Origin of the sequence: Streptomyces sp. AK08-02 (assembly GCF_033795085.1) — a bacterium.
GTDB classification, from domain to species: Bacteria; Actinomycetota; Actinomycetes; order Streptomycetales; family Streptomycetaceae; genus Streptomyces; species Streptomyces echiniscabiei.
Window position 1 is genome coordinate 356,075 of record NZ_JARAZV010000001.1, and the last position, 16,098, is coordinate 372,172.

General features: G+C 70.9%; 15 protein-coding genes and 1 pseudogene. 12 read left to right on the forward strand and 4 right to left on the reverse strand.

Features of this window, described 5'->3' with window-relative positions:
• The first annotated feature begins 167 nt into the window (after positions 1–167).
• The 12 genes from PV734_RS01570 (at position 168) to PV734_RS01625 (ending at position 11,903) form a co-directional block, all read left to right on the forward strand.
• Positions 168–455 (forward strand): helix-turn-helix domain-containing protein, encoded by a 288-nt coding sequence (locus tag PV734_RS01570; protein WP_319091667.1) that lies wholly within the window; start codon positions 168–170, stop codon positions 453–455.
• Between the two features lie 405 nt (positions 456–860).
• A complete protein-coding gene (gene crcB / locus PV734_RS01575) occupies positions 861–1,319 on the forward strand; it encodes a fluoride efflux transporter CrcB (RefSeq protein ID WP_319091668.1) in 459 nt (152 codons plus the stop codon).
• Complete coding sequence (locus tag PV734_RS01580) at positions 1,316–1,699, forward strand: DUF190 domain-containing protein (protein WP_319091669.1); 384 nt, start codon at positions 1,316–1,318, stop codon at positions 1,697–1,699. The genes crcB (PV734_RS01575) and PV734_RS01580 overlap by 4 nt, the downstream gene beginning before the upstream one ends.
• Positions 1,696–2,052 carry a fluoride efflux transporter CrcB gene (gene crcB / locus PV734_RS01585; protein ID WP_319091670.1) on the forward strand — a complete coding sequence of 119 codons (357 nt, stop codon included), beginning with the start codon at positions 1,696–1,698 and terminating at the stop codon, positions 2,050–2,052. The genes PV734_RS01580 and crcB (PV734_RS01585) overlap by 4 nt, the downstream gene beginning before the upstream one ends.
• 81 nt (positions 2,053–2,133) lie before the next feature.
• The gene (locus PV734_RS01590) at positions 2,134–2,967 is read left to right on the forward strand and encodes an undecaprenyl-diphosphate phosphatase (protein WP_319091671.1); all 834 of its coding nucleotides are present in this window, start codon (positions 2,134–2,136) and stop codon (positions 2,965–2,967) included.
• 131 nt (positions 2,968–3,098) lie between these two features.
• A complete protein-coding gene (locus tag PV734_RS01595) occupies positions 3,099–3,788 on the forward strand; it encodes a FadR/GntR family transcriptional regulator (RefSeq protein ID WP_319092017.1) in 690 nt (229 codons plus the stop codon).
• Positions 3,785–5,284, forward strand: a complete 1,500-nt coding sequence (locus PV734_RS01600; RefSeq protein WP_319288555.1) for an amino acid permease — start codon at positions 3,785–3,787, stop codon at positions 5,282–5,284. Before PV734_RS01595 ends, PV734_RS01600 begins: the two co-directional genes overlap by 4 nt.
• Positions 5,285–5,334: 50 nt before the next feature.
• Entirely contained in the window at positions 5,335–6,342 is a 1,008-nt protein-coding gene (locus PV734_RS01605; RefSeq protein WP_319092018.1) for an asparaginase, read from the forward strand.
• Between the two features lie 164 nt (positions 6,343–6,506).
• On the forward strand, positions 6,507–7,916 hold the full coding sequence (gene aspA, locus PV734_RS01610) for an aspartate ammonia-lyase (RefSeq protein ID WP_319091673.1): 1,410 nt from the start codon (positions 6,507–6,509) through the stop codon (positions 7,914–7,916).
• Between the two features lie 50 nt (positions 7,917–7,966).
• Entirely contained in the window at positions 7,967–8,920 is a 954-nt protein-coding gene (locus tag PV734_RS01615; protein ID WP_319288556.1) for a glutaminase, read from the forward strand.
• A 173-nt stretch (positions 8,921–9,093) separates the two neighbouring features.
• On the forward strand, positions 9,094–10,500 hold the full coding sequence (gene mptB / locus PV734_RS01620) for a polyprenol phosphomannose-dependent alpha 1,6 mannosyltransferase MptB (protein ID WP_319288557.1): 1,407 nt from the start codon (positions 9,094–9,096) through the stop codon (positions 10,498–10,500).
• Positions 10,501–10,505: 5 nt separating this feature from the next.
• Positions 10,506–11,903 (forward strand): glycosyltransferase 87 family protein, encoded by a 1,398-nt coding sequence (locus tag PV734_RS01625; protein ID WP_319092019.1) that lies wholly within the window; start codon positions 10,506–10,508, stop codon positions 11,901–11,903.
• A gap of 35 nt (positions 11,904–11,938) precedes the next feature.
• Here the strand turns inward: PV734_RS01625 and PV734_RS01630 are convergent.
• The 4 genes and pseudogenes from PV734_RS01630 to PV734_RS01645 all read right to left on the reverse strand — a co-directional run.
• A pseudogene (locus tag PV734_RS01630) lies at positions 11,939–12,910 on the reverse strand (D-alanyl-D-alanine carboxypeptidase family protein); the annotation flags it as partial.
• A gap of 115 nt (positions 12,911–13,025) precedes the next feature.
• Complete coding sequence (gene rho / locus PV734_RS01635) at positions 13,026–14,171, reverse strand: transcription termination factor Rho (RefSeq protein ID WP_319091676.1); 1,146 nt, start codon at positions 14,169–14,171, stop codon at positions 13,026–13,028.
• A gap of 309 nt (positions 14,172–14,480) precedes the next feature.
• Positions 14,481–15,308: a class I SAM-dependent methyltransferase gene (locus PV734_RS01640; RefSeq protein WP_319091677.1), complete on the reverse strand. Its 828-nt coding sequence runs from the start codon at positions 15,306–15,308 to the stop codon at positions 14,481–14,483.
• Positions 15,309–15,459: 151 nt separating this feature from the next.
• Complete coding sequence (locus tag PV734_RS01645) at positions 15,460–15,861, reverse strand: nuclear transport factor 2 family protein (RefSeq protein WP_319091678.1); 402 nt, start codon at positions 15,859–15,861, stop codon at positions 15,460–15,462.
• Positions 15,862–16,098: the final 237 nt, after the last annotated feature.

Here is a 16,098-nt window from a genome sequence, read left to right on the forward strand (position 1 = left end):
GGGGGCGGCCGGGCCCCTGCTTGTTGGGCTGCAAGGACTTGCTCGAACGCATGTACGCGGCGGAAAGAGTCCTACCTCGGCCAAGAGCTACGAAGCCCCGGACGCGGTGGCCCCGACTGCGGGACATTGGGAGGCACGGCACTCGGTGACCGGGACGAGGAGGCGCGATGCTGAAGAGACCGGGAGGCGGGCAACGCCTGGAGATCCTGGAGTGGCTGAAGGACCCGGCCGCGCACTTCCCGCCCCAACGGCACGGTGATCCCGTCGAGGACGGTGTCACGGTCGCCGCCGTCGCAGCGAAACTCGGCGTCCGCCGCTCTGTCGCCCACACCCACCTGGGTCTGCTCGCGGGCATCGGCATGGTCCGGACGAAGAGGATCCGCTGGCGCACGTTCTACCGCCCCGACGAGGTCCGTATCGCGGAGGTCGCGCGAATGTTCGAGAAGGGCTGGTAGGCGGGAGCTGCCCGTCGACGGCCGGGCGGGTGCGGCGGCATGCCGCGAGCCGATCGTGGCGGTTGGTGACGGGGCTGGGCCGAGCACGCGGTGTCGATGAATCCGGGGTGCGGTTCACCACCCCGACAGGGGCGGGAAACCGTGTGACAGGCCCCCACAGTCCCCACTGGCTCGCAGGCGGCCCCTGGACACGCCGGACGTGCCCCCGTGTGCCGACCGATCCCGATCCGGATGCAGCCCCCCGTACCCCGGCGCTACCCTGGTGACCGGCCGCGATCAACCCTCGCGGCGCGGCGGTGGGGCCCGCCGTACCCGAACCGCGGCAGGATCGCCGCCAACGGTCCCTACTTGCTCACACGAGTGCGCCCGCACGGCCGGGCGCCGGCGAGTAGGAGACGTAAGACCATGACAACCCCCGACCTCCGGACCGGGACCGTCGCCTCCCCACCGCGCCCCTCCGTCCTCCGCGGTCAGACGCCGGTCGTAGCGGTGGTCGCGATCGGCGGCGCGATCGGCGCCAATGCCCGCTACGCGGCGTCGCTCGCCTGGCCAGCCCAGACCGGCGGTTTCCCCTGGACCACCTTCTGGATCAACGTCGTCGGCTGTGCCGTGATCGGCGTCCTCATGGTCGTCGTCACGGAGACCCGGCCCGTCCACCGCCTTGTGCGCCCCTTCTTCGGCACCGGAGTGCTCGGTGGCTTCACCACCTTCTCGACGTACGCCGTCGACATCCAGAAACTGGTCGACCACGGCCGCCCCGGCACCGGGCTCGCGTACCTCGCCGCGACCCTGCTCGCGGCCCTCACCGCCGTGACACTCGCGGCGACCGCGACCCGCCGGGTCCTGAAGCGGAGGCGACGATGACCGGACCGACCGGCAGTGCACTGCGCCTGACCGTGCTCATCGGCGAGCACGACACCTGGCACCACAGGCCGCTCTACTCGGAGATCGTCCACCGCGCCCGGACGGCCGGCCTCGCGGGTGCGAGCGTCTTCCGCGGCATCGAGGGTTTCGGCACGTCTTCCCTCATCCACACCTCGCGCCTGCTCTCCCTCGGCGAGGATCTGCCGGTCGCGGTCGTCATCGTCGACACCGAGGAGAACGTACGGTCCTTCCTGCCCCAGCTCGACGAAGTCGTCACCGAGGGACTGGTCGTCCTCGACGACTGCGAGGTCATCCGGTATGCGGGCCGGACCGAAGGCAAACCAGGCGAAGCGGACGAGAAGGGTAAGAAGTCGTTGTGAACTGGCTGCTCGTGGCAGCGGGCGGAATGGTCGGCGCGCCGCTCCGTTATCTCACCGACAGGGTGGTGCAGTCCCGCCACGACACGGTCTTCCCCTGGGGCACCTTGGCCGTCAACGTCACCGGCTGTCTGATCCTCGGCCTGCTCACCGGCGCCGCCCCGGGCCCGAACCTCCAGTTGCTCCTGGGCACGGGCCTGTGCGGGGCGCTGACCACCTACTCGACCTTCTCCTACGAGACACTGCGGCTGACCGAGGACGGCGCCGGTCTCCTCGCCGTAGCCAACATCATGGTGAGCGTGTCGGCCGGTCTGGGCGCGGCTTTCGCGGGCGTGTGGGTGGGCGGCGCGCTGTAGACGCGGGGCGTCCGGGACTTGTCGGGGTGTAGTAGGACTGGTCCCGCCGCTGCCCGTCCCTCCCCAGCAGAACTGGATTCCATGAGCGCCATCTCCGTCGGTCAGGCCGTCATCCTGGGAGCCGTCGAGGGGGTGACCGAGTTCCTGCCGGTCTCCTCCACCGGCCATCTGAAGATCACCGAGGGGCTGATGAACATCCCCGTCGACGACGACGCGGTGGTCGGGTTCTCGGCGGTCATCCAGGTCGGTGCCATCGCCGCCGTACTCGTGTACTTCTTCAAGGACATCGTCCGGATCGTCTCCGCCTGGGGGAGGGGCCTGCGGAACCGCGACGAGCGGCACAGCCACGACTACAAGTTCGCCTGGTGGGTCATCTACGCCACGATCCCGATCGTCGTCGTGGGCCTCGCCGCCAAGCCGCTGATCGAGGGCCCGCTGGCCTCGCTGTGGGTGGTCGCCGCCTCGCTGATCGTCGGCAGTGGCGTGATGTGGGCCGCGGACCAGATGGGACGGCACAAGCGCGGCGAGGACGACACCACCTTCAAGGACGCGATGCTGGTGGGCAGTTCACAGATCCTCGCGCTTCTCTTCCCCGGCTTCTCCCGCTCCGGCGCCACCATGTCGACGGCCCTGATCCTCGACCTCGACCGGGTCGCCGCCACCCGCCTCTCCTTCTTCCTCGGCATCCCCGCGCTGACCGGCGCCGGGCTGTACGAGCTCAAGGACGCCCTGGGTGCGGGCGTGGGGGCCGCGCCGCTCGCCGTCGGCACGGTGGTGTCCTTCGTGGTCGCCTACGGCTCCATCGCCTGGCTGCTGAAGTTCGTCGCCAAGCACTCCTTCAACGCCTTCGTGATCTACCGGATCGTCGTGGGCCTGGCGCTCTTCGGGCTGCTGGGGGCGGGTGTACTGAACTGAACCCGTGCGGGGTGGGAGACCGGCCCCCGGACTCCCACCCTTGACAGCCCCCTCCCGTCACCCGCAGGATCACCTCCGTGAACCTGTCAGACAGCCAGACAGGTGGCTCGGTGCCGCGGCGCGTCAGCGCGATGGAAGCGGTCCTCGGTCATCTGCGCAGCGCCATCGAGCGCGGAGACTACGCCGTGGGGGACAAGCTCCCCTCCGAGGCCGAACTGTGCCGCCGCCTGGAGGTGAGCCGGCCCGTCCTGAGGGAGGCTCTGCGGGCCCTGCAGACCATGGGCCTGACCGTCTCCCGGACCGGCAAGGGCACCTTCGTGGTGTCCAGTACGGTCGAGGACCCCACCTTCGGCGACTACGCGGCCAGCGACCTCCTCGAAGTGCGACGGCACGTCGAGATCCCGGTAGCCGGTTACGCGGCCCTGCGGCGGACACCCGAGGACCTCGACCACCTCGCGCACCTGCTGGAACGCATGGAGCACGAGACCGACACCACCGCGTGGGTCGCCATGGACACCCTCTTCCACCTGGCCGTCGCCCAGGCCGCCCAGAACCCGGTGTTCCGCCGGGTGATCGAGGAGATCCGGGACGCGCTGGCACGTCAGTCGGCGTTCCTGAACGAGCTGGGCGGCCGGCGCGAGCAGTCCAACCGTGAGCACCGGGCGATCGTCGAGGCGCTGATCGACCGCAGCGAGGACGACGCGGTGGCGGCCATGTCCCACCACCTCGACCGGGTCTCGACGAGCCTCACAGACATCGTGCGCGCCGCGCACACGGACACCCCCGCAGAACCATCCCCGGAAGGCGGAACCGAGGCGTGAGCGAGCAATCCCTCCACGACGAGACGGCGAACGGTACGGCGCGGAAGAAGGCCGTACACGTCGACGCCGGTGACGCGGGCTACAGCAAGTCGCTGAAGGCCCGGCACGTCAACATGATCGCCATCGGCGGTGCCATCGGCACCGGCCTGTTCCTCGGTGCCGGCGGCCGGCTGGCCGACGCCGGCCCGTCGCTCTTCATCGCCTACGCGGTCTGCGGCGTCTTCGCCTTCCTCGTAGTCCGGGCACTGGGCGAACTCGTCCTGTACCGGCCCTCGTCCGGGGCGTTCGTGTCGTACGCCCGGGAGTTCCTGGGCGAGAAGGGCGCGTACGTCGCGGGTTGGATGTACTTCCTCAACTGGGCCACCACCGGTATCGCCGACATCACCGCGGTGGCTCTCTACACCCACTACTGGGGCATGTTCTCCGACATCCCGCAGTGGGTGATCGCACTGATCGCCCTCGCGGTCGTCCTCACCGTGAACCTGATCTCGGTGCGGTTCTTCGGCGAACTGGAGTTCTGGTTCGCCATCATCAAGGTCAGCGCCCTCGTCGTCTTCATGCTGATCGGCATCTTCCTGCTGGTCACCCAGCACGAGGTCGACGGCACCACCCCCGGCCCGTCCCTGATCACCGACAACGGCGGCGTCTTCCCCAACGGCCTGCTGCCCATGCTGCTGATCATCCAGGGTGTCGTCTTCGCCTACGCCTCCGTCGAACTCGTCGGTGTCGCGGCGGGCGAGACCGAGAACCCCGAGAAGATCATGCCGAAGGCGATCAACTCGATCATGTGGCGGGTCGGCCTCTTCTACGTCGGCTCGGTCCTCCTCCTCTCGATGCTGCTGCCGTGGAACAAGTACACGTCGGGCGAGAGCCCCTTCGTGACCGTCCTCTCCAACCTCGGCATCCCGGCGGCCAGCGGTGTGATGAACCTGGTCGTCCTCACCGCGGCCATGTCGTCCCTCAACTCGGGTCTGTACTCCACCGGCCGCATCCTGCGCTCGATGGCGATGTCCGGCTCCGCGCCGAAGTTCACCGGCCACATGAGCCGCACCCAGGTGCCGTACGGCGGCATCCTGCTCACCAGCGGTTTCTGCGTACTCGGCGTCGGCCTGAACTTCGTCGTCCCCGCCGACGCGTTCGAGATCGTGCTGAACTTCGCCGCGATCGGCATCCTCGCCACCTGGGGCATGATCATGATCTGCCACCTGGTGTTCTGGCGGAAGACCGAGAACGGCGAGCTGACCCGGCCGAGCTACCGGCTCCCCGGCTCCCCGTGGACCGAACTCGTGACGCTGGCCTTCCTCGCCTCCGTCCTCGTCCTGATGTACGCCGACGGCGGCGCCGGCCGCACCACCGTGCTGTGTCTCCCGCTGATCGCCGGGGTCCTGGTCGCGGGCTGGTACGGCGTCCGCGCCCAGGTGGCCCGCAAGGCCGCCGAAGCGCACGTGACCGGTGAGTCCACCCCGTCCGACGGGTCGGCCGGAGCCGACGCGTGAACCACGCAGTGATGCAGGATGAAGTAATGCAGGAAGCAGTGCGGTCAGCCATGTACAGCAGTTCACTCGCGGACGCTCCCACGATCCGTGAACCCCTTCACTCGCCCGTCGCGCACCTCGTGCGCGGCGGGGTCGTCGAGGGCATCCACTACGGTTCCGTCGTCGTGCTCGGCGCCGACGGCCAGGTGGAGCTGCAGATGGGCGACATCGAGGCGGCCTTCTATCCGCGCTCCGCCCTGAAGCCCGTCCAGGCGGTGGCCATGCTCAGGGCCGGCCTGCCCCTCGACGGCGAACTGCTCTCCCTGGCCGCCGCCAGCCACTCCGGCGAGGAACGCCACCTGGCCGGCTCCCGCCGCATCCTGGAGCTGGGCGGGCTCGCCGAGGGCGACCTGCGAAACGTGCCGGACCTGCCGTTCGACCCGGTCGTCCGCGACGTCTGGATACGCGAGGGCCGCCTGCCCTCCCGCCTCGCCCAGAACTGCTCCGGCAAGCACGCCGCCATGCTCTACACCTGCAAGCTCAACGGCTGGCCCCTCGACAGCTACCTCGACCCCGGCCACCCCCTCCAGCAGGCGATCCACGAGATCGTCGAGGATCTCACCGGGCAGCGCGTCGCCCGGGTGACCGTCGACGGCTGCGGCGCACCCCTCTTCTCCATCTCCCTGCACGGCCTGGCCCGCGCCGTCGCCCGGATCACGACCGCCGCCCCGGACACCCCGGAGGCGCTGGTCGCTGACGCGATGCGCGAACACGCCGAGATGGCCTCCGGTTCCGGCCGGGACGTGGCCGCGCTGATGCGGGCGGTACCCGGACTGCTCAGCAAGGACGGCTTCGAGGGCGTCCAGGTCGCCGCCCTCCCGGACGGCAGGGCCGTCGCGGTGAAGATCGCCGACGGGGCGAACCGGGCGCGGGTTCCGGTGACGGCGGCGGCGCTGGTGCGGGCCGGTGTCGATCCGGCGGCGCTCGTCGGGTTCGAGGGGGAGGCGCTGCTCGGCGGTGGGCGCGAGGTCGGACGGGTCAGGCCTGTCCGCGCGCTCGATCCGGTGCCACGTCGGTAGCGGGTCCGCGCGGATTTCTTCGCCCCCGCCGCCCCTACCCGTCCCATCCCGTTCCTGGGGGCTGCGCCCCCAGACCCCCCTTCGGCCTGAACGGCCTCGTCCTCAATCGCCGGACGGGCTGAAATGCCGGCCCCCTCAAGAAGAGAAAGCAGGCCGACCCAGTCATGACCGCCAAAGCCACCCGCAGCGAACACGACCTGCTCGGCGACCGTGACGTTCCCGCCGAGGCGTACTGGGGTGTCCACACCCTCCGCGCCACGGAGAACTTCCCCATCACCGGCATGGCCATCTCCGCCTACCCGCATCTCATCGACGCCCTCGCCGCCGTCAAGGAGGCCGCCGCCCTCGCCAACGAGGAACTCGGCCTCCTCGACCCGAAGAAGGCCGCCGCGATAGTCGAGGCGTGCCGGGAGATCCGCGGTGGTCGGCTGCACGACCAGTTCGTGGTGGACGTCATCCAGGGCGGGGCGGGTACCTCGACCAACATGAACGCCAACGAGGTCGTCGCGAACCGTGCGTTGGAGCTGCTGGGCCACACCAAGGGCCAGTACGAGTACCTGCACCCCAACGAGGACGTCAACCTCGGCCAGTCCACCAACGACGTCTACCCGACCGCCGTCAAGGTCGCGACCGTCTTCGCCGTGCGGGAACTGCTCAAGGCGATGGCCGTGCTCCAGGACTCCTTCGCCCGCAAGGCGGTCGAGTTCCACGATGTACTGAAGATGGGGCGTACCCAGCTCCAGGACGCGGTGCCGATGACGCTCGGGCAGGAGTTCTCGGCGTACGCCGTGATGATCGAGGAGGACCGCAGCCGTCTCGCGGAGGCCGTCCTGCTGATCCACGAGATCAACCTCGGCGCCACCGCCATCGGCACGGGCCTCAACGCCCCTGCCGGATATGCCGAGTCGGCCCGCCGCCACCTCTCCGCGATCACCGGTCTGCCGCTCGTCACGGCCGCCAACCTGGTCGAAGCCACCCAGGACTGCGGGGCGTTCGTCCAGATGTCCGGTGTGCTCAAGCGGGTCGCCGTCAAGCTCTCCAAGAGCTGCAACGATCTGCGCCTGCTGTCCTCCGGGCCGCGTGCCGGGCTCGGCGAGATCAACCTGCCGCCGGTACAGGCCGGTTCGTCGATCATGCCCGGCAAGGTCAACCCGGTGATCCCGGAGGTCGTCAACCAGGTCGCCTTCGAGGTGATCGGCAACGACGTCACCATCACCATGGCCGCCGAGGCCGGACAGCTCCAGCTCAACGCCTTCGAGCCGATCATCCTGCACTCCCTCTCGGAGTCCGTCACCCACCTGCGCGCCGCCTGCCTCACCCTCGCCGAACGCTGCGTGGACGGCATCACCGCCAACACCGAGGCGCTGCGTGCGAGCGTGGAGAACTCCATCGGCCTGGTCACCGCCCTCAACCCCTACATCGGGTACACGGCAGCCACGGACATCGCCAAGGAGGCCCTCGTCAGCGGCCGGGGAGTCGCCGAACTCGTCCTGGAGAAGGGCTTGTTGCCCGCCGAACGACTCGCGGACCTGCTCCGCCCCGAGATCGTGGCGGGCAACGGCACGGCACGGTAGGACCACTGCCGGCACACACGAACGCGCGCCGGCACCGGCCCGGAAGGAGAATGGCGATCATGGCAGCAGCTCCGTCGCCCTCACCCTCGCCCCCGACCTTCCAACCAGTCCTGGAACGCATCGCCGAGGAGATCGGACGCACCCCCGGCCGAGGACGCCCCGCCGACTACATCCCGGCGCTCGCCGCCCGCGACCCGCGCAGCTTCGGCATGGCCGTAGCCGAACTCGACGGCACGGTCTACGGGGTGGGGGACTGGCGGCAGCCGTTCTCCGCGCAGTCCGTCACCAAGGTGTTCACGCTCGCCCTCGACCTGGCCCGCGAGGGCGACGAACTCTGGGAGCACGTCGGCCGCGAACCCTCCGGCAATCCCTTCAACTCCCTGATCCAGCTGGAGTACGAGAACGGCATCCCGCGCAACCCGTTCATCAACGCGGGCGCCCTCGTCGTCACCGACCGCCTGCACACCCGTACCGGCGACGCGGCCGGAACGCTCCTCGACTTCCTGCGCGCGGAGTCCGGCAACCCCGGCCTCACCTTCGACAAGGAGGTGGCCGCCTCCGAGGCCGGACGCGGCCACCGCAATGCCGCCCTCGCCCATTTCATGGCGTCGTACGGCAACATCGACAACCCGGTCCCGGACCTGCTGGACCAGTACTTCCGCCAGTGTTCCATCGAGGCGTCCTGCGCCGACCTCGCCCTCGCCACCGGCTTCCTGGCCCGGCACGGCGTCCGAGCCGACGGCACCCGTCTCCTGACCCTCAGCCAGGCCAAACAGATCAACGCCATCATGCTGACCTGCGGCACCTACGACGCGGCGGGCGACTTCGCCTACCGAGTGGGCCTCCCCGGCAAGAGCGGAGTCGGCGGCGGCATCATCGCCGTCGTCCCCGGCCGCTGCACACTGTGCGTATGGAGCCCCGGACTGGACGAGAGGGGCAACTCGGTCGCGGGGGTGGCGGCCCTGGACCGCTTCACGACACTGACGGGAGTGTCGGTCTTCTGACGGAGAAACGGCGGGCTGTCGTTTTTCAGGGGCGCGGGGAACTGCGCGACAAGCCCCCACAGGCCCGCACCCGACGAACAACCCCCAACGACCCACCCACCGGTAACACACAGGCCCCCGCCCGGAAGGCACCCCGTAGCCCCCCGTCCACCCACCCTTGTCACGCTGCACAGGTGAAGGCTCCCCCGACAACTCTCGCCCGCTGCCAGGCCATGGGCCTGATCGGCACCGCATGTCTCGCGCTGGGAGGCGAGACCGCCGGAGCCCTCCCCGTACGGGAACTCATCGCTCCCACCACCGGCCGCGCCGCACTCGGCCTGGTCGGCGTCTACTTCGGCGTCGTCCTGCTGATAGCCGCCTGGACCCTGCTCGGCAGACTGGTCCGCGGCACGGACCCGCCGACCGTACGTTCCCTGATGCTCGTCCTCGCCGTCTGGGCGGCCCCACTCCTCCTCGCCCCGCCCCTCTTCAGCCGCGACGTCTACAGCTACCTCGCCCAGGGCGCCATGGTCGACGCACACATGGACGTGTACACGCACGGCCCCGCGCTGCTCGGCGGTCCGCTCGCCGCCGAGGTCGCCCCCGTGTGGCAGCAGACCGGCGCCCCCTACGGCCCGCTGTTCCTCGCCGTCGCGTCCGGCCTCTCCGGCCTGACCCGGGGCGAGATCCCCGCCGGCCTGTTCGGCATGCGCCTGGTCGCGCTGCTCGGCGTGGCGCTGATGGCGGCGGCCCTGCCCCGCCTCGCCCGGCACAGCGGCGCCGACCCGGCCGCCGCCCTCTGGCTGGGAGCCCTCAACCCGCTGGTCCTGCTGCACCTGGTGGCCGGCGCCCACAACGACGCGATCATGCTCGGGCTGCTCGGCGTCGGCCTGGTGGCGGCGCTGGGCCGGTGGCCGATCCTGGGCGCCGTACTCGTGACGCTCGCCGCCCTCGTCAAGGCACCCGCGGTCCTCGGCCTCGCCGCTGTCGTGGCGCTCCAGATCCGCGCGGGCCGCAGCCCGGCCCGGGCGGTACTGACCACGGCGGGCGCGGCAGCCGCGACCACCGTCGCCGTCACCGCGCTGGCAGGCACCGGCTACGGCTGGATAGGCGCCCTGAAAACCCCGGTGTCGCCCCAGAACTGGGCCCTCACCAGCCTCCTCGGCCGCGCCACGGCCGCCGGGCTCACGGAGGTCGGCAGCGATCTGGCACCGCTCGCCGTCCCGGCCTGGCACCTCCTCGGGATAACGGTCACTGTCCTTGCCATCGCCTACATCTGGCTGCGCAGCCCCCGCATCGGCCCGCTCTACGCACTCGGCCTCAGCCTCGCCGTCGTGGTCGTTCTCGGCCCGGCGATCCGGCCCTGGTACGCCCTGTGGGCCCTGTTCCTCATCGCCGCCGCCGCGCCCAGCACCAGTCCGGCGGTGCGCCACCGCCTCGCCGCCGTCACCGGAGTCGTCGCGCTCCTGGCCCTGCCGAGCGGCGCGCCCGCCGGCACCGGGGAACTGGTCCTTGCCGTGTGCGGCGGCGCGCTGGCCCTCGTCGTCCTCTGGCAGGCCCACCAGGCGGCCCACGCACCCCTGCGGGAGAGCACCGGATGAGCCCTGTGAGACTGCCCCGCACCGACCGGGAACGGCTGCTCCTGGTGCTCGCCCTCGCGGTCGCCGTGACCGTGTTCACGGCGACCGTGCCGCTGCTGCGCGGCTGGTTCGACCTGCGCGTCTACTACGGAACCGTCGACACCTGGGTCCACCACGGCGGCCGGATCTACGACTACCGGGTGCCCGGCACGGCGTACGGCTTCACCTATCCGCCGTTCGCGGCCGTCAGCATGCTGCCGATGGCGCTCCTCGGGCTGCGCGCCGCGATCACCGCCGCACTGCTGCTGAACCTGGCGGCCCTCGGCGCGGTGGTGTGGATGACCGCCGGGCCCGTGCTGCGCCGGTACGGCTGGTACGGCTGGGCCCTGACCGGCTGCGCGCTGGCGCTGTTCGAGCCCGTACGGGACACGTTCAGCTTCGGCCAGGTGAACCTCGTACTGCTGGCCCTCGTCCTCACCGACGCCTGGCTGCTGACGACCGGGCGGGCCCGCTGTGCGGGCATCGGGATCGGGCTCGCCGCCGCCGTCAAGCTGACGCCCGCCCTCTTCATCGGCCTGCTGCTGCTCGCCGGACGACGGCGGGCCGCCGGGGTCGCGACGGCCGTCGCCGGCGCGGCCACCGCACTCGCGGTGTGGATCGCGCCGGACGCCTCGCGCTACTACTGGAGCGAGGCGCTGTGGGACACCCGGCGCATCGGGCAACTGGCGTATGTGTCGAACCAGTCCCTCCAGGGCGTGCTGGCACGGCTGGCCGCACCGGGCGAACCCAGTCGTGCCGTGTGGCTGGTGGTGGTCGTGGCCGTCCTGGCCGTCTGGGCCCGGCGGGCGCGGCGGGCCGTCGTCGCGGGGGACTGGTGGGGCGCTTTCGCGCTCACCGGGCTGACCGCCTGTCTGGTCAGCCCGATCACCTGGGTGCACCATCTCGTCTGGTTGCTCCCGTCGTTCGCCGTCCTGGTGCGCACCGGGCACGCGCGCGTGGCGGGCGCGCTGTACGCGGTGCTGTGTACGAGCGTGGTGTGGCTGTGGTTCGACGACGCGTCCGGCGTCGACGGCTTCGTGGGCGCCAGCGCGTACGTCTGGGTCACGCTCGGGTTGCTGCTGTGGCTGCCGGTGGACGCCGCCGGTCAGACCCGCTTGGGGCCCGCGACGCGCAGTACGAGCGACACCACGCCGGCGCCGAGTACGGCCGCTCCCAGGATCGTCCAGGTCTCCGGCCAGCCCGGCCCGCTGCCGGACGTGACGGTGGCGGCCGTCGGCACCGGCACCCGCACTTGCGTCGATGCCTGCGTCGGCGCCTGCGGGCCCGCCTGCGACACGGGCCGCGCGGCGTCCAGCGAGCCGACTGGATCGACGCGTCCGGCGGCCCCGAAGCCCCAGTCGAGCAGCGAGCGGGCCTCCTCGTAGACGGCGTATCCGTCGCCCTCCTGAGGGTTCATCACGGTGACGACCAGGGTGCGTCCGCCCCGGCGTGCGGCGGCGACCAGCGTGTTGCCGGCCTTGCTGGTGTAGCCGTTCTTGACGCCGATCACCCCTCGGTAGCGCTCGACGCCGTTGGCGCCGGTCAGCAGCCGGTTGGTGTTCTGGATCTCGTACGACCAGCCGCCCCCGCCGGGGAACTTCGCGTAGGCCGTGCCGCAGTACGCGGCGAAGTCGGCGTTTCGCAGCCCGGCCCGCCCGAACACCGCGAGGTCGTACGCCGAGGACACCTGCCCCGGCGTGTCGTAGCCGTCGGGCGAGCGCACATGGGTGTCGCGGGCGCCCAGGGCACGGGCCTTGGCCTGCATCCGGACGGCGGTGTCGCGCCAGCCGCCGCTCATCGCGGCCAGGACGTGCACGGCGTCGTTCCCGGAGTTGAGGAACACGCCCCGCCACAGGTCGGAGACCCGGTACGTACGCCCGGCCGCGACTCCGACCAGACTGCTGCCGGCACCGATGCCCGCCAGGTCGGCCTCGGTGACCTTGTGCCGCAGGCCGGCGGGCAGTGTGGGCAGGACGGTGAGGGCGAAGAGCGTCTTGAGCGTGCTGGCCGGTGGCAGATCGCGGTGCGCGTTGCGCGCGGCGAGGACCTCACCGGTGCCGGCGTCGGCCACCAGCCACGACAACGCGGACACGTCCCGGGGCAGGCGGGGTGCCCCGGAGCGGAGCCGGGCGTGGGTGCCGGAGCGGTACAGCAGCCGTGCGTCCGCCGCCGTCGTCGGTTTCGGCGTCGGCGTGACCGGGGCGGCACCGGTGCGGGCGGATGCCGGGACGGGCGCGAGCGTCAGCACGCCCGTCACGCACAGAGCACAGCAGGAGGCGGCGATCCGGGATGCCACCGACGAGACCGACGAGACCGACGAGACCGACGAGGACGCCGCGGACGACAAGGACGAAGAAGTCACACCACTACGAGCAGAGAATCCGATGGTCATATCGCAAACGTAGGAATGCGTGCGCCGTATGCCGTGGTGCCGTGGCCGAGGAGCGGGCCCGAACACCCGGATGCCACACACGGGAGCTCACAGGCACCGGCCGGGCCGGGCGGGGTCAGGCGGAGGGCAGCGTCGGCTGGATCCGCCGCAGGAAGGTCGCGTTGTCTGGCGTGTCGCGGAGCCGGTCGAGGAGGGTCTCCAGGTTCGCCTGGCCGTCCCGCGTCTGCAGGGCCCGCCGAAGTCCATGCACGGTCGTCAGCTCGGCCGGGGTCAGCAGGAGTTCCTCGCGGCGGGTTCCGGACGGGTTGATGTCGACGGCCGGGTAGACGCGCCTGGAGGCCAGCTCGCTGCTCAGCCGGAGCTCCATGTTGCCGGTACCCTTCAGCTCCTCGAAGAAGAAGCCGTCGGCGCGTGAGCCGGTGTCCACAAGGGCCGTGGCGAGGATCGTGAGCGAACCGCCCTCCTCGGCCAGGCGCGCGGCGCCGAACAGCCGCTTCGGCCCGGTCAGTGCGGCGGCGTCGACCCCGCCGCTGAGGGTGCGGCCACCGGAGGCCGCCGCGTTGTTGTGGGCCCTGCACAGCCGGGTGAGGGAGTCCAGGAGGATGACGACGTCCTCGCCCGCCTCGACGAGCCGCTTGGCGCGCTCGATGACCAGTTCGGCGAGCGCGATGTGCTGCTTGGGCGTCTTGTCGAAGGTCGAGGCGTACACCTCGCCGCGCACGGAGCGCCGCATGTCGGTCACCTCCTCGGGCCGTTCGTCGAGCAGCACCACCATCAGGCGGCACTCGGGGTGGTTGCCGGCGACGGCCGCCGCGATCTGCTGGAGCAGCACGGTCTTGCCGGTCTTGGGCGGAGCCACGATCAGTCCGCGCTGGCCCTTGCCGACGGGGGCGATCAGGTCGGTGACGCGCCCGGTCAGTCCGGCCGCAGGGTGTTCGAGGCGGAGCCGGTCGCGGGGGTGGAGCGGGGTGAGGTCGCGGAAGTGGCGACGACCGCGCAGCTCTTCGGGCGTACGGCCGTTGATCAGCCCGACCTCGGTCAGCGTGCGCTGGGTGCCTTGCGCGCCGACGACGAGGTCGCCCTTGCGCAGGCCGTGACGGCGGATCAGCGCCGGGGAGACCTGGAGGTCGGTGGGTGCGGGCAGGCAGCTGTCGGCGGCCCGCAGATATCCTTTCCCGTTGCCGTCGATGTCGAGGACACCGGTCGCGATCCGGGCCGGGGGCAGTTGTTCCACCGGGGGGTGTTCGAGTGTGGTGGTCATGGTCGGAGAGTCCTTTCACGGACGGAGACGCATGCCGCATGAGGCACGCGGAAGACAGAGCAGAGGGAGGGCCGCGAGAACTGGGCGCGCCGGGCGCACCGCGGGCGGCGGAAGACAGCGACACCTCGGGTACGGCGGAAACACGTCGCCGCTGGTGAGGTGGTACTGGGAAGAGCTGGTGCGCCGGTCGGATTCCGACGGGCGGGTCAGCGAACTGAAGAGGAACAGCACCGGCGCCCGAGAAGGGGCGTACGCAAATGCTGCGGATACCATACCACGGGATGCGCGACAACGGGTGTGAGCCGCGGCTCAACGGCTCGCGAGCAGTCCGTACAGGAGCGGGATACGCGGTTCGGGCAGCCGCCACCAGCCCGACGTCGTACGTTCCATACGAGGCCAGCGCGGCCAGGGCAGTTCGTCGCTCTCGCGCAGCCGCCGGATGGTCAGTCCCGCTCCGATCAACGCGTTGACGACCTCGTCCATTCCATGCGGCCACTCGAAGCTCTCGGTGGCCCCGGTCACGGCCGGCCCGTCGGTGTAGGTGAACGTCGCATCGCGGTGCACGGCTTCCCGCGCGCCCAAGTAGTCGTGCCGCAGAAGGAGTTCACCGGTGTCGTCCGAAGCGGGCTTCGGGCTCAGCGAGTTGAGCAGTGGATGGAACTCCGCGATGTACAACAGGCCGCCAGGGCGAAGGAGTTGGGCGATCACCGCCGCCCAGCGGTCCAGGTCGGGCAGATAGCACAGGGCGCCCTTCCCCGTGTAGACGACGTCGAACTGCCGCTGCTCCAGGGCCTCCACGGCGTCGTAGACGTTCGCCCGGACGTACGTCACGTCGAGGCCCGCCCGCGCCGCGATGCCGCGCGCGGCCGTCACGGACGCCTCGGAGAAGTCGAGGCCGACGGCCCGCGCCCCGCGTTCGGCGAAGGCGAGGGTATCCGTGCCGAGATGGCACTGGAGATGGAGCACATCACGGTCGGCCAGTTCGCCCAGGTCCGCCCACTCCCAGGGGGCGAACCAGCGCGACGGGTCGAGGTTCTCGCTCAGGCCGTAGAAACGGCTGGCGAGATGGACCGGGGTACGGGCGTCCCAGTTGGCCTCGTTGGCCCGCATCATGCGCGCCTGCTCGTCGGTGGTCATGGGGCCATCCAACCAGCGCGCCCGCCGCCGAGGTGCGCGTACCGGCCGTGGCTGACCACGGCTGCGACGGGACGGCCACGGTCGGGCGGCCCTGCTCCGGGGCGATCACACCGTCCGTGGGCCCGCCACTTCCGAGGGGCCCGGGTGGCGGTCAGGCGGACCCGGCGGCCTGTGCCTCCCGCGCGATCTGCTCGAATTGGGCACCCATGGCCGCCGACAGCGCCTGCGCGGCCGAAAGCGGGCGGACCATGACGGTCAGCTCGTCGATCAGACCGTCTTCGTCGAGGTGCAGGAAGTCGCAGCCCTGGATCTCGCGCCCGTCCACCCGCGCTGTGAACACCAGCGCCTGGTCGCGGCTGTCGGGCGCGCCGATCTCCCGCTCGTACCGGAAGCCCTCGAAAACCCGGGTCACCCCCCGCAGGATGGCCGCGGTGATCGCCTTTCCCGGGTAGGGCCGGAACGCGACCGGACTGGTGAACACGACGTTCTCGGCCAACAACTTCTCGACGGCGTCGAGATCCCCGGCCTCCACTGCCTCACGAAATGCACGCATGCGCTCACCCTAAAGTGTGAGCCGTCCGAGTGGGCGTCCACGATGCCGGCCCGTGCGCTCCCCCTAAGCTGAGCCGATGTTCACCGATTCCCTGATGATTGCTTGTGTTCAAGCGTCAGGGGAGGCGGCTGGTGGGCACGTGGCATGTGGTGTGGGTCCCGGATCCGGGACGGTGGAGAGCGCTGCCAGCTGACGGTGTCCTGGGGGTACAGGACCTGCCGGAGGCAGTGGCACGGA